The 12,459-nt window shown below is 55.6% G+C and carries 14 protein-coding genes; 3 read left to right on the top strand and 11 right to left on the bottom strand.

Features of this window, described 5'->3' with window-relative positions:
• Positions 1 to 45: 45 nt before the first annotated feature.
• From H4J77_RS05845 to purU, 4 genes are all read right to left on the bottom strand, one after another.
• Positions 46 to 1,278 (bottom strand): HD-GYP domain-containing protein, encoded by a 1,233-nt coding sequence (locus H4J77_RS05845; RefSeq protein WP_123887848.1) that lies wholly within the window; start codon positions 1,276 to 1,278, stop codon positions 46 to 48.
• Positions 1,279 to 1,440: 162 nt separating this feature from the next.
• Positions 1,441 to 1,632 (bottom strand): hypothetical protein, encoded by a 192-nt coding sequence (locus H4J77_RS05840; RefSeq protein ID WP_123887847.1) that lies wholly within the window; start codon positions 1,630 to 1,632, stop codon positions 1,441 to 1,443.
• A complete protein-coding gene (locus H4J77_RS05835) occupies positions 1,629 to 2,042 on the bottom strand; it encodes a CBS domain-containing protein (protein WP_123887846.1) in 414 nt (137 codons plus the stop codon). Before H4J77_RS05835 ends, H4J77_RS05840 begins: the two co-directional genes overlap by 4 nt.
• Before the next feature lie 33 nt (positions 2,043 to 2,075).
• A complete protein-coding gene (gene purU, locus H4J77_RS05830) occupies positions 2,076 to 2,927 on the bottom strand; it encodes a formyltetrahydrofolate deformylase (RefSeq protein ID WP_123887845.1) in 852 nt (283 codons plus the stop codon).
• A 338-nt stretch (positions 2,928 to 3,265) separates the two neighbouring features.
• On the opposite strand from purU, the gene mvaT reads away from it, so the two are divergent.
• Positions 3,266 to 3,634, top strand: coding sequence for a histone-like nucleoid-structuring protein MvaT (mvaT, locus tag H4J77_RS05825; protein ID WP_123887844.1), 369 nt, complete (start codon positions 3,266 to 3,268; stop codon positions 3,632 to 3,634).
• 62 nt (positions 3,635 to 3,696) lie between these two features.
• Here the strand turns inward: mvaT and sbcB are convergent, their stop codons facing one another.
• The 4 genes from sbcB to H4J77_RS05805 form a co-directional block, all read right to left on the bottom strand.
• Positions 3,697 to 5,145, bottom strand: coding sequence for an exodeoxyribonuclease I (gene sbcB / locus H4J77_RS05820; RefSeq protein ID WP_123887843.1), 1,449 nt, complete (start codon positions 5,143 to 5,145; stop codon positions 3,697 to 3,699).
• A 48-nt stretch (positions 5,146 to 5,193) separates the two neighbouring features.
• Positions 5,194 to 5,586: a PilZ domain-containing protein gene (locus H4J77_RS05815; protein ID WP_123887842.1), complete on the bottom strand. Its 393-nt coding sequence runs from the start codon at positions 5,584 to 5,586 to the stop codon at positions 5,194 to 5,196.
• A gap of 1 nt (position 5,587) precedes the next feature.
• Positions 5,588 to 6,019 (bottom strand): DUF4124 domain-containing protein, encoded by a 432-nt coding sequence (locus H4J77_RS05810; protein ID WP_123887841.1) that lies wholly within the window; start codon positions 6,017 to 6,019, stop codon positions 5,588 to 5,590.
• An 86-nt stretch (positions 6,020 to 6,105) separates the two neighbouring features.
• Entirely contained in the window at positions 6,106 to 6,477 is a 372-nt protein-coding gene (locus H4J77_RS05805) for a tol-pal system YbgF family protein (protein ID WP_123887840.1), read from the bottom strand.
• A 218-nt stretch (positions 6,478 to 6,695) separates the two neighbouring features.
• Here H4J77_RS05805 and H4J77_RS05800 point away from each other — a divergent pair, with 218 nt between their 5' ends.
• Positions 6,696 to 7,628: a universal stress protein gene (locus H4J77_RS05800; RefSeq protein ID WP_158611218.1), complete on the top strand. Its 933-nt coding sequence runs from the start codon at positions 6,696 to 6,698 to the stop codon at positions 7,626 to 7,628.
• Between the two features lie 16 nt (positions 7,629 to 7,644).
• Here H4J77_RS05800 and H4J77_RS05795 read toward each other — a convergent pair whose 3' ends face one another.
• Genes H4J77_RS05795 through edd form a run of 3 tightly spaced genes read right to left on the bottom strand, consistent with a single transcriptional unit; the run spans position 7,645 to position 10,832 of the window.
• A complete protein-coding gene (locus tag H4J77_RS05795) occupies positions 7,645 to 8,289 on the bottom strand; it encodes a bifunctional 4-hydroxy-2-oxoglutarate aldolase/2-dehydro-3-deoxy-phosphogluconate aldolase (RefSeq protein WP_123887838.1) in 645 nt (214 codons plus the stop codon).
• A gap of 15 nt (positions 8,290 to 8,304) precedes the next feature.
• Positions 8,305 to 9,021 (bottom strand): 6-phosphogluconolactonase, encoded by a 717-nt coding sequence (gene pgl, locus H4J77_RS05790; protein WP_123887837.1) that lies wholly within the window; start codon positions 9,019 to 9,021, stop codon positions 8,305 to 8,307.
• On the bottom strand, positions 9,018 to 10,832 hold the full coding sequence (gene edd / locus H4J77_RS05785) for a phosphogluconate dehydratase (RefSeq protein ID WP_123887836.1): 1,815 nt from the start codon (positions 10,830 to 10,832) through the stop codon (positions 9,018 to 9,020). The genes pgl and edd overlap by 4 nt, the downstream gene beginning before the upstream one ends.
• A gap of 98 nt (positions 10,833 to 10,930) precedes the next feature.
• On the opposite strand from edd, the gene pyk reads away from it, so the two are divergent.
• Complete coding sequence (gene pyk / locus H4J77_RS05780) at positions 10,931 to 12,382, top strand: pyruvate kinase (RefSeq protein ID WP_123887835.1); 1,452 nt, start codon at positions 10,931 to 10,933, stop codon at positions 12,380 to 12,382.
• Positions 12,383 to 12,459: the final 77 nt, after the last annotated feature.

The following is a 12,459-nucleotide window of genomic DNA, read 5'->3' as shown; positions in this document are numbered from 1 at the left end:
GAAAAAGCCGCTCTTTGAGCGGCTTTTTTGTGTGCAGGCGGGCACTCAGCTTGGCAACCACAAGCGGTCCAGATTTTTGAAAGGCCAATCCTCCGGATTTTCGCGCCCCACTATCTTGTCCTTCTCAGCCGGATCAGCCAAATCCAGCAAAGTAACGGGAAGCCCCTGCTTGAGGCGCACCGAATAAAATACGCTGACTTTAGGCATCAATAACGAGGCGGTACTCTGTTCAACCACCACTCCCAGACGCTGAGATTCCAGGCGCACCAAAGAGCCAACCGGGTAAATACCCAACATCCGCACAAACAACTTGAACAGTGCAGGATCAAAATGACCTTTCCAGCCAGCCATCCGGCTAAGCGACTCGGATGGGTCCCAGCCCACTTTATATGGGCGGTTGGAGGTAATCGCATCATACACATCGCAGATCGCCCCAATACGTGACAACAATGAAATACCCTCTCCCTCCAAGCGCTCAGGATAGCCGGTACCATCGAGCTTTTCGTGATGGTGCAAACAGACATCCAGTACCGCCTCTGGCACGCCCTCCCAGTCCATAAGCAGCTTGTGACCCTCAACAGGGTGCGTTCTCATCACCACAAACTCTTCGTCAGTCAATTTACCCGGTTTGTTGAGGATCGCTTCAGGCATTACAGCCTTGCCCATATCGTGCATCAGCCCGGCCATGCCTGCTTCCAGTACTTCAGGCTCGCCCAGCCCGACAGCGCGAGCCATACCCACCATCATTGCGGCAACAGCCACCGAGTGCAGATAGGTGTATTCATCCTTGTGCTTGATGCGGGCAACGCTGATGAGCGCGTGTGGATTTCGGCTCAGAGAGCCATTCATCTCAGCTATCAACTCATTAAGCCCATGGGTGTTAACCACCTGCCCCAGGCGAGCATCCTTGAACATATCCTTAACCGCCTGCTTGCCTCGACTGAATATCTGCCGAGCGCGCAAAATCTCGTCCGCCATGGAACTGGTAGCCGAGTTTTTAGCGGAGGTAGGTTTGGGTGGGGATTCAGCCGGCGGCTGTTCAGCGATGATGCCCTCATCAGACACAATCTCATCAGCAGGGGCAGGCAAAACAACATCAAGTCCCTTGCTCACATCTATCACCAGCTCGGTGATGGCACTTTCCTGAATACGCTGCAAAGTCTGCCGATCTTCAATCAGCAGTTTGCTGGACCAAAAGGGATGATCGATCCAGGCGCCACAAAAGCGCTCGACATACATGCCAATACGCACCTGGTCAGTTGTTATTTTTTTCTGCATCGTAACTGAGAGCCCTTTTAAACAGGGTAAGTTGAACTCTATCCTTACCAGCTCTTAAGCAGCAGCTGTCTCTGCAACCAAGCACCCAAGCACCAGCGCTTTTTGGCATAGCCCTTTGCCAGCTTCAGTATAGGCAAACCCCGGCCCAAATGACCAACCCCATTATTCAGACTTGGCTAATGGCGGCTGCGCGCGCTCATCAATGGAAAAGTCTGCACCCATTTCGTCATTCAGGTCATCAGGCGCAAAGCGCAGGAGGCAGCCCTCGCCCTGCATCCCCGGCATGCTCGCCGAGCCTGCCGCCAAGGGATCGAGGCTGTCTTCATCGCTATCGTCAAAAGGTGAGGAGTTCATTTTGGCGCCGCATGCTCATTATACTTCTGCATGGCGCGCAGAATGTCTCGTCGGCTGATTTGCCCTACCAGTCGACCTTCGTCGATTACAGGTAAGCGGCGCCGACGCATACGTATAAAGTGCTCAGCGGCTTTGACGATATCAGCATCCGCATCAATGGTCTCGACCACGACCGTCATGACCGATGCCACCGTACCACCCACTTCCTCAAAGTAACTGCCAGCGAGAATCCCCTTGAGACAATCGCCCTCGGATAACAACCCAACCAAGTTGCCGTGCTCATCCAATACCGGCGCACCGGAAATCTGGTTGACCAATAGGCGATCAATCGCCCGAAACAAATCCATGTCTGCGGTAAAAGTAACCAGATCAGACGTCATATAGTCACGTACTTTGATCGATTTCAGCATAAAGCCTCCTGCTTCGGGTTGTATCCTTTTAGCTTAGCTGAACACCACCGTCTTGTTGTCGTGGACCAGCACACGATCTTCCAGGTGATAACGCAGACCACGTGACAGCACCATTTTTTCGACATCCTTTCCTAACCGGACCATGTCATCGGCGTTGTGGCGGTGCGTTATACGCACCACATCCTGCTCGATGATCGGACCCGCATCCAACTCTTCCGTCACATAATGGCAGGTCGCTCCAATCAGTTTCACACCACGCTGGGCGGCTTGATGATAAGGACGCGCGCCCACAAACGACGGCAGGAAACTATGATGAATATTAATAATGCGATGAGCATAACGCTGACAAAGCTCAGGCGGTAATATCTGCATATAACGCGCGAGAACAATACAATCTGCCTGCTGCTCGGCAACCAGTTCGTTTACCTTGGCAAAAGCCGGTGCTTTATTGGCAGGATCGACAGGTACATGATGGAAAGGAATACCATGCCACTCGACCATACTGCGCAAGTCATCGTGATTGGAAATAACGCTGGTAATATCACAGGCAAGTTCACCACTATGCCAACGATGGAGTAAGTCGGCCAGACAGTGGGATTCACGACTCGCCATCAGAACGACTTTTTTGCGCTCAGCGGAATCACTAACGCGCCAGTCCATCTGAAACTCGTTACCAATAGGCGCAAACGCCGTGCGCAAACCATCAACATCAAAAGGCAGCGAATCGGCTCGTATTTCATGCCGCATGAAAAACCAACCAGACAAATTGTCGGAATGGTGATTGGCCTCAGTGATCCAGCCGTTATACGCCGCCAGTACATTACTCACCTTAGCGACAATACCAACCCGGTCAGGACAGGCAATTACCAACCTGAAAGTACGCATTTCCACTCCTCGCTCAGTTGTCATAACAATGATCACACTATTTTAATGTAAGTAGAGACACAAAGTAGGCACGCCAAGTCAGCCACCCACCCTGGAACTAAATGAAAAAGCGCCAACACGCCTCTACTGTAAAACAGTGTATTTTAACCGGTCCGCCGATTCAGGTGCAGATAAATAATCACTATCCCACTAAGGTTTACCGCCCGAACAACCTGAGGATGGCTAAAAACAGCTATTCTTTGTCATGGACAAGTTGCAACTTGTTGTAAGCCAGAGCTGCTTAAACTAACATTGAGCGGTTTCCAGCTATTTAACCTCGTTTTAAAAGGTAGACTTCCATGTCCATGCTTCAAGAATATCGTCAAATTGAAGAAACCATTCGCGAACTTAATGAGCGCCTTCAGTCGCTGTCCAATGATGACAAGCTGAAAAAAGAGATCGAGTTTGAAGAAAAACTGCGGACTCTGATGGGTCAGTACAACAAATCACTGAAAGATGTTGTCTCCATTCTTGATCCTGATAACAAAGCGGGCACAGGTAAGAAAGCCGCTGGTGGCGTCAAGCGTGCTCGCAAGGTCAAGCAATACAAGAACCCGAATACCGGTGAAGTAATCGAGACCAAAGGCGGCAATCACAAAACGCTGAAAGCGTGGAAAGAGCAGTATGGCTCCGAGAAAGTTGAATCCTGGATGACCATCCTGGGCTGAAGCCATTTGCGTTGAATAAAAAAGCCGATGCTTGCATCGGGTTTTTTATTGCCTTAATCAAATCAGGCTGGCGTTATTCCCAGCGCAATAGCTCGCGCTTTTGCTTCCGCTTGCCAAGCCACTAGCAACGCATGTTGCTCACCTTCTACTGTAGGCAATAACTCATCAATATGCTGCATAAAGTCGGCTAGCGTAATGGGAGCACCGGGCTCCTCTCCAGTCAAACGCTCTCTACAGAAGCGCCTCCATTGTTCGTGCTCCTGCTCATTCAATGAGTCAGGAAAATTGCGCGCTCGGTAGCGGAACAGCATATCGACCAGGCGCTGATCGCGCAGTGGCCAGCTGGTGGCTGCCAGCGTCCTGCCATCCGCCTCACGAATAGCGGGCAACAAACGGCGATCAACATCACTGATAAAGCTGCCATACAGCTGCTGTTCAGGATCGTCTTCATCCTTGCCGACAGACGACTGCTGTGCGTAAACCTCTGCCAGCAGCGCTTGCGCGCCTTCGCGCCAGCGTGCCAGTTGCTCGGCCCGCTCGTGCAGTAAAGGCATATCCAGTTGCAAGCGCTCAATGTCGGCTGGTAGCAGCACCTTGGTATCGGCCAGAACCGGACACTTGTTAATGTGCACCAGCTTCAGACCCGGACGTGCCTCCCCCTCAGCCAGCTCATCGTTACGGGTATAGAGTAAGCGTCTAATATCATCAGCACTCTGCGCCATCACCAGCGATGGATCTGTACCCAGATCGTAGACAATCAGGGCGTTGCGATTCGTTGGATGCCAGCCCAGTGGCAGCACTAATGCCAAGCCCCGTCGCTCGCGACCAAAACGACCCGACACATGCACTAACGGGCGCAGCTGCTGCAGGTCAATCAACTCGGTCACACGGTGCTTGCTGCGCAGGCTTAGCAAATAATCAAACAACTTTGGTTGTGCCTGACGCAGCAGTCGCGCCATGGCGATAGTGGCACGCACATCAGCTAACGCGTCATGGGCTTGCCCATGATCAATACCGTTGGCCGCAGTCAATAGTTCCAGCCGGAGACTGGTGAAACCATCCTGCTGAGGCCAAACAATGCCGTCGGGACGCAGCGCATGGGCGGCACGCAGCGCATCGAGGAGATCCCAGCGGCTGTTGCCACCCTGCCACTCACGGGCATAGGGATCATGGAAATTGCGATACAAGGTAAAGCGAGTCATCTCATCGTCAAAGCGCAGGCTGTTATAGCCCACGCTACAGGTGCCCGGCTGCATCATCTGCTCGTGCAAGAGATGGATAAACTCCGGCTCACTCAGCCCGTTGGCCAAACGCTCAGGACCAATACCCGTCACCAGACACGCCATGGGATGCGGCAGAACGTCCGCTGGCAAACGACAGTCAATACATAGCGGCTCACCAATTTCTTCCAGCTGCTCATTGGTGCGTACACCCGCTACCTGCACCGGGCGGTCGCGGCGCGGATCTATTCCTGTGGATTCAAAGTCGTACCAGAAAAAACTCTTGCTCATGCCCTGCCCCCGTTAATCATCTGCTGCAGGGTAACGCAATGCAGCCCTTCAGGCATCCGGCGCCTGGCCAAAGCTGAAATACCCACGCAACATTAACGCCAAATCAGAGAAGGTATTGGGGTTGGACACAATACTGAAACCGCAATCATAGAAACCGGGGCTGATATCCTGACGACACCAATGACTGTGCACCCGTAAAGGCACAGGCTGGAAACCCAGGCCGTTCAAGGCAGGTAGTTTTAACATCAGCTGGTATTCCTGCTGAAGCATCACGGGCAAAGGGGTAATCAACATCACGCCCAGCCGTGAAACATTGCCGATATAGCCAAAGGGTCGATCGGTCTGGCTATTGTAAACGCGCAGAAATGCACTGAGCTGATGGCGCGGAATCTGTCGCTGCTCCAGGATTCTTTCGCTACGCGGCTTAGGGGTAGCATGCATGTCAGCACTGCTCCTGAATCTGCTTATTCAGGCTAGCCTTGCTGGCTTTTACCCGCTCGTTCGAGACCTCGACACGGCGCCCGCTGGCATCTTCCTCATACCAGTAAACGCGGTTATCGTAGCGTGCCAGTAGCTCACGCATTCTACTGCAACGACCCGCTTGCTGCTCGCGTAACCGCGCACTCTGCTCTCGCTGCTCTTCTCGCTCCTGCTCGCGCACATCAAACAGACGCGCTCGGTTCAGCTCGCTCTGCCGCACGTGATCTTCGCGCTGAATAACCTGCGGCTTTACCTCAACCTGCTCAGATCCCTGACGCGGGCGCTGCTCAAAGTGCACTTGCCCCTGGGCATCGACCCAACGGTATATTTGTGCATCAGCCAGGCCGGACCAGCTAAACGCGAGCAAGGTAAAAAGAGTAAAAGGTAGCTTCATGGTGGCTCCAGGCGCATATCTGACCAGTCAGTCGAGAATAGCCTACTGCCATCAACGATCCAAGCGCGTTTTCCTCGCGCGCCGCCTCAGCGAATACGCGGCGCCAGCGCCTGCTCAGGATCGTAATGACCTAACTGACGGAGCGTTTCCAGCCGAGCCCCCGCACGATAGGTGTATTCGTTTTGAGGATAATGATCAACCAAGTAACGATAGGTCTGAACCGCATCCAGATAAAGCGCCTGACGCTCCAGACACTGGCCACGCAGCAGGGATATTTCCGGCTGCAAGTAAGGCCGCGAACGACTCAAGCGCTCGGTCTGCGACAGCTGTCTGATAACCTCAGCACAATCGCCTATTTCGTAAGCACTGTAAGCTTTACTCAGATGCTTGCTGTAGGCTGAAGAACAACCGGTTAATACGAGTAGCAAGGCGAGCAAGAGTGAGAGCTGGTTAGTCATGAGGTTCTCTGAAAAAGACACTATTTACGGCGTATCGGCACCAGAATGAAATTCTTCAGTTCAACTAACATTTGACTTGAGTCAGTGGCCGTACGCAATCATAGGACTACCTTACTTAAAACCCTAGATTCGCTGTTTATATACTCTATTCAATGAAAACGCACGGCGTACCGCTCCATTTGCAGCTTCAGCCTGCGCCGACTGTCGGAGACAGCACCATGAATATTCGTCACATGCTTGTTGTAGTAGATCCCAGCACCGAAGACAAACAACCCTGCCTGGAACGCGCGGCAAATCTTTGTCGACACTATCCACAGGCGCGACTCACATTATTGGCCTGCGATTACGTGCCCGCACTGGATGGTGGCGCTCTATTCGAGAGCACAGGCCTGGAGAAAGCCCGCGCCTCGTTGCTAAAACACAATCGTGAACTTCTAAACAAACTGGCCGAACCGCTGCGGGCCAAGGGCATAGAAGTTGAGGTGGACTCAGTGTGGGGTAAGCGTCTTGACCGGCACATTCTGCAGGCCGCGCAAAAATGGCAGCCCGACCTGGTCATCAAGACGACGCATCATCACAACCCACTCAAACGGCTTTTTCTGACCAATACTGACTGGCAGCTGATCCGTCACTGCGAGGCACCACTCTGGCTGGTTAAACGGGGTGAGCAGTCCATCACGCAAATCTGCGCTGCGGTTGACCCACTGCACGTGGACGATAAACCAGCCAGCCTTGACCTAAAGCTGATCAGCGATGCCAAGACGCTGGCAGAAGAAACCGGCGCCAGCCTTAACCTGGTCCACTGTTACAACCCCTTGCCACGAACCATGGTTATTGACGCTACGCTTGTCGTTGATTATCAGGGCTACGCCGATGACGTCAAAAAACACCATGCTGAGGCCCTCGCGGAGCTACTGAAGCGGGCCAATGCTGACAACGCGCAGCATCAGCTACTGGAGGGCTATCCCGAAGAAGCGATTCCCAACATGATTGAAAAACAGGGAATCAATTTACTGGTAATGGGCGCAATATCACGCTCCAGACTGCAAAGCGCTCTCATCGGTCATACGGCCGAGCGACTACTGGACGAGGTCAGCTGCGATCTGTTGATCATCAAGCCAGACGGATTCAGCGACCCCAGCAAACCCTGATGATTGCGCTACCAGCTCAGCCACGACCTTTGGCTAAGCTGGTAGCAGCAAGACTGAGCCGCGTGACTTCGGCCCAGTCTTCGGCTGCGATGCTGGCCTTGGGCACCACCCAGCTACCACCCACGGCCATCACATTGCCCAGGGTCAAATACTCACCAATATCCTGCTGCCCAATACCGCCAGTCGGACAGAAGCGCACATCACTAAAAGGCCCGGCGAATGACTTCAGCAGAGCCGCGCCGCCCAGCACCTGAGCCGGGAACACCTTAAAGCGGCGGTAGCCCAAGCGGTAACCGGCAAGAATCTCGGAGGCAGTTGCGATACCCGGCAGTAGAGGAATGGTGCTCTTCAGGCCTAACTGAAGCAACTCATCGGTAATGCCCGGTGTTACCACGAAGTGCGCGCCAGCGCGCTCTACCGCAGCAAACTGTGCCGCATCAATCACGGTCCCCGCGCCTACCTGCAGCGCCGGGCGCTCGCGCCGCAACAGCTCGATGGCTGGCAGGCCGAATGGCGTTCGTAGCGTCACTTCCAGCGTGGTAATTCCCCCGGCGGCAAGCGCGTCGGCCAGCGGCAGAATATCCGCTTCACGCTCGATACTGATGACCGGCAGCAGCGTGACCTCGGCAAACAATGTATCCAGAGTCTGTGTCATATCCATTGCGGCGCCATTCTCCTAACTGCCATCGGGGCTATAGATAATTTCCAGCGGGGCCCGCAGAAATGAACTGATCGGCCATTCCGGGTGCTGCCCCGCCAACGCAGCGCACAGGGTCATGGCCTTATCCTCGCCCCTGACCGCAAGCAACTGCAAGCGCGCGGAGTGTAAAGCAGCGCCGCTGAGGGTCAACCTTTGCGCACCAGAAGTAGACAGCGCAGGCATACAAGGTGCCGACGCATCTGGTGCGAGCATCTGCATGATGTCATGTGCACCAGGAAATAACGACGCTGTGTGGCCGTCAGCTCCCATGCCCAAAACGACCGCATCCAGCGGCAACAGGTCTGCGATCAGAGCGCTGCTGGCTGCGGCGTCCTCGGCAAGCCCAATCCCGCGGTAGAGCGGTAACCAGTTGACCTTGTTCATGACCGCGGGCATGTGTCGCCAGAGTAGCCCAGCATTACTGTCGGCGTGCTCGGGTGCAACCCAGCGTTCATCCACCAGGGTGAGAGTGACCTGCTCCCAGTCAAACTCGACGGTATTCAAGCGACGCAGCATTGCTTTAGGGCTGCGGCCACCGGATAACGCCAGGCTTGCACGTCCGCGCGCATCTATCGCGGCGCGCAGCGCAGCAAGCACCCTATCCACCACTTGCTTTGCGTGTTCATCGGCTGATGCAGTGATCTGGATAGACAGACCTCGCTGAGCAGCCAACTCCTTTAACCCGATCATCATTGGTCCGCTTGCTGCAAACTGGCGGTAAAGACGCTGCCGCCCAGCTCTGCCGGACTAGCCTCGGCGCGCATAAAGGCAAACAACTCGCGACCCGAGCCTCGTCGTACTGGTTTTCGATGCAGCGCTGGCGCCCTTGCCTGCCATTCATCTTCGTCGATCATCAACTGCAGACTCCCTTGTCCCGCATCCAGCGTAATCCGATCGCCGTCGCGCAAGCGCGCAAGCGCGCCGCCATCAGCCGCTTCAGGACAAAGGTGAATGGCCGCCGGAACCTTGCCGGACGCGCCAGACATGCGCCCGTCAGTGACCAGCGCAACCTGGTATCCACGATCCTGTAGCACGCCAAGATAAGGTAGCAGCTTGTGCAACTCCGGCATGCCATTGGCGCGCGGCCCCTGGAAACGAAGTACAGCAACACCATCGCAATCCAGTTCGCCCGCCTTGAACGCGGTAACGAAATCATCCTGGTCGTCAAAGACCCGGCAGGGGGCGCTAACCTGCCAATGCGCTGGATCGACCGCCGATACCTTGAGCACGCCACGCCCCAGGTTGCCCTCCAGCAAGCGCAAGCCTGCGTCGGGCAAAAAAGGCGACGCTAGCGGACGCAAAATACTCTCATCCAGACTCGTCTCGGCCCCATCTCGCCAGCTCAGCTTGCCATCCTGTAACACCGGTTCCTGGCAATAGCGCGCGAGACCGAAACCGGCAACCGTCTGTACCTGTTCGTGCAACAGCCCGGCGTCGAGTAGCTGGCGAAATAGCCAGGCAGTGCCGCCGGCGGCCTGAAACTGGTTGATATCAGCCTTGCCGCTAGGGTAAATGTGCGCCAGCGTGGGTACCACTGCCGAGAGTGCCGCCATATCTTCCCAGCGTAATTGCAGTCCCGCCGCCTGACCGATGGCAACCAGGTGAATGGTCAGGTTGGTTGAACCACCGGTGGCCAGCAGCATCACCAGCGCATTGATCAGTGCGCGCTCGTCGAGAATATCGGCCAGTCGTACTTCACCCGCACGCGCCAGCCGCACCACCTGTTCTGCCGCATGCGCAGTGAGCGCATCGCGCAAAGGAGTAGAGGGATGCACGAAGGAGGCGCCGGGCAGCTGCAACCCCATGGCCTCCAGCAACATCTGGTTGGTATTGGCCGTACCGTAGAAAGTGCAGGTGCCCGCACTGTGATAGGAGGCACTTTCTGCCGCCAGCAGTTCCTCGCGGCCGACTTTGCCCTCGGCAAACAACTGGCGTACACGCGCCTTTTCACTATTGGGCAGACCGCTAGGCATAGGGCCCGCAGGCACAAAAAGTACCGGCAGGTGACCAAAGCGCAATGCGCCCATCAACAAGCCTGGCACTATCTTGTCGCAGATCCCCAAACAAAGCGCACCGTCAAACATGTTGTGTGACAGAGCAATCGCGGTCCCCATGGCAATCACGTCACGGCTGGCCAACGACAACTCCATGCCCGGCTCGCCCTGGGTCACACCATCACACATGGCAGGCACCCCACCGGCTACCTGCCCCGTTGCACCAATGCCACGCAATATCTGTCTGATCTGCTGCGGATAACTCTCATAGGGCTGATGCGCGGACAGCATATCGTTGTAGGCTGTGACCAGGCCGATATTAACCTCGTCCATCATACGAATGCGGCTTTTGTCCTGCGCCGAGCAGGCCGCCATGCCGTGCGCCAGATTGCCACAGGACAAGCCACTGCGACCTTCGGGAGCATCATGCATTTGCGCGAGATACGCTGCACGCGACACCTTGCTGCGCTCGCGCACCGCCTGTGTAACCGCTTCGACCTGTGGATGCATACAACTCTCCTGTGCCAACCAACCTACCCGCAATGGTCAATTATGTTCTATTGTAGAGCCCATTCCCAACAGCCCGCCTAACATACAAGGACTTGAGCATGTCGCTGCGCCGCACCAAAATCGTCGCCACCCTGGGACCAGCAACCAGCAGCCCGGAAAAAATTGCCGAACTGATCGCCGCTGGTATGAACGTCGCCCGGCTCAACTTTTCCCACGGCAGTGCCGACGAACACCGCCGTCGTGCCCGACTGGTACGAGAAATTGCCGAGGAAAACGGCCAACATGTGGCTCTACTGGGCGATTTGCAGGGACCCAAAATCCGCATTGGCCGCTTCACCGATGGCCGCATTGAGCTGGATGTAGGCGACAATTTCCGGTTATCCACCGTACATGATCTGGAGAATGGTAACAGCGATATCGTTGGCTTGGACTACCCCGACCTGGTGTCCGATTGCCGTGCGGGCGACGAGCTCTTGCTCGACGATGGTCGCGTGGTATTGCAGGTCGAAAGCGTCGGCCGGGACGAAGTGCGGTGCCGCGTTACCGTCGGCGGCCCACTGTCCAACAACAAAGGGATCAACCGTCGCGGCGGTGGGCTTTCTGCGGCTGCCTTGACCGACAAGGACCGCAACGATATCAATCTCGCCGCCGAGCTGGAGATGGAGTACGTCGCGGTATCTTTTCCGCGCGACGCTGCTGACATGAACCTCGCACGCAAGCTACTGCGCGATGCCGAATCCGAAGCCTGGCTGATTGCCAAGATCGAACGTGCCGAAGCCGTCGCTGACGATGAGACGCTTGATGGATTGATTCAGGCAAGTGACGGCGTCATGGTGGCGCGCGGCGACCTGGGTGTCGAAATCGGTGATGCCGAGCTGGTTGGCATCCAGAAGCACATCATCAGTCGTGCACGCAAACAGAACAAGGTCGTGATCACTGCCACTCAGATGATGGAGTCGATGATCTCCAGCCCGATGCCAACACGTGCAGAGGTATCCGATGTAGCCAACGCAGCATTGGATTACACCGATGCCGTCATGCTGTCCGCTGAGACCGCAGCAGGTGATTTCCCGGTCGAGGCGGTCAGGGCTATGGATCGCATCTGCCGCGGCGCGGAGAAGCACCCGACCAGCCAGAAGTCCGGCCATCGCTTGTATCAGAAAACTGAGCGTTGCGATGAGACCATAGCACTGGCGGCCATGTATGCCGGCAACCACTTCCCCGGTGTTACCGCGATCATCACGTTGACCGAAAGCGGCTTTACGCCGCTGATCATGTCGCGTATTCGCTCGCACCTACCGATCTTTGCCTTCTCACCCAACGCGCAGACACTAGGCCGGGTCGCACTCTATCGCGGGGTACAGGCAATGCCCTTCAATCCAGCAGACATGCCCTCCAGCGACATCAATCAGCAGGCCGTGAACAAGCTGCTTGAAGGCGGTTACGTGCAGCCCGGTGACTGGGTCATTCTGACCAAGGGTGATGTCTACAACTCACGTGGCGGCACCAACTCCATGAAACTGCTGCACGTGGGTGAATCATTGGTTTAACCCGGTAGCAAGCAACTGGCTGGCGAGCCTGGTGGGTAGCTAATGACCCGCAAGCACTCGCCATACCAGACGGCTTC

Origin of the sequence: Pseudomonas sp. 5Ae-yellow (assembly GCF_014077575.1) — a bacterium.
Classification (GTDB): Bacteria; Pseudomonadota; Gammaproteobacteria; order Pseudomonadales; family Pseudomonadaceae; genus Halopseudomonas; species Halopseudomonas neustonica.
The sequence above is the reverse complement of the archived record's forward strand: the minus strand, read 5'-3'. Positions and strand labels throughout refer to the sequence as shown.